The 818-nt window shown below is 78.7% G+C and carries 1 protein-coding gene; it reads right to left on the minus strand.

Going from position 1 to position 818, the window contains the following annotated elements:
• Positions 1-133: 133 nt before the first annotated feature.
• The gene (locus ACR9ZG_RS18905) at positions 134-700 is read right to left on the minus strand and encodes a prepilin peptidase (RefSeq protein WP_481286385.1); all 567 of its coding nucleotides are present in this window, start codon (positions 698-700) and stop codon (positions 134-136) included.
• Between the last annotated feature and the right edge of the window lie 118 nt (positions 701-818).

Below are 818 nucleotides of genomic sequence, written 5' to 3' on the forward strand. Positions count from 1 at the left end.
CCCCGCCGTGGCCTGGGGGGGCCGGTTTTTTTAAAACCCCCCGCGCGCGGTGGTGGTGTGGGTTTCGGGTTCGGGGTGGGGGTCTTCCCTTACACCCACCCCAAACCTCCCCACCACTCGGCGATGCCCCCGGTCACCACAGCACCACCACCGTCCAGAACGCGGCGAGCAGCACCGGGCCGAGCGCGAGCTCCTCCGCCCGCCCCCGCGCCTCCGCAGCCACGACGGTCGCGGCGCCGAGCATCGCCAGCACGGCCCCCGCGGCGGCCTCCCACGGTCCGGCCGAGTTTCCGGCCGCCTCCGCTGCGCTCGCGGCCGCGCTGCCCGCGTCCTCCGGCGCCGCCAGCGCGCTCCCGACTGCCGCCGCGAGCAGCGTCGCGAGCTTCGCATCCCCCATGCCGAGGCCGCCACCCGACGCCAGCGCGACCGTCCCTGCACCGGCCGCCAGCGCGCACACCACCGGAACGGCCAGCGCCTCCGGCGACCCGCGGGCGAGCGCCGCCCACACCGCTCCCACCGCCGCGAACACCAGCCCGGGCAGCACGAGCGCGTTCGGGAGCCGGTGCTCGCGCACGTCGATCACCACCAGCGGCACCGTGACGGCCGCGAGGTAGAGCGCACCCACCAGCCCCGGCCCCGCTGAGCCGTGCGACAGCACGAGCAGCGCCATCAGCGCGACGGCGCACGCAGCACGGACCACCACCCGGATCGGCCGTGGGGGGGGGGGGGGGGGGGGCGCCGGAGCGCCGCGGCGGCGGCGGCGCGCCCGCCCCCCCCCCCAGCCCGAGCAAGAGCCCGCCCCCCCCCCCACCCCCCCC

This window comes from Leifsonia sp. KNZ12-8B (assembly GCF_056755495.1).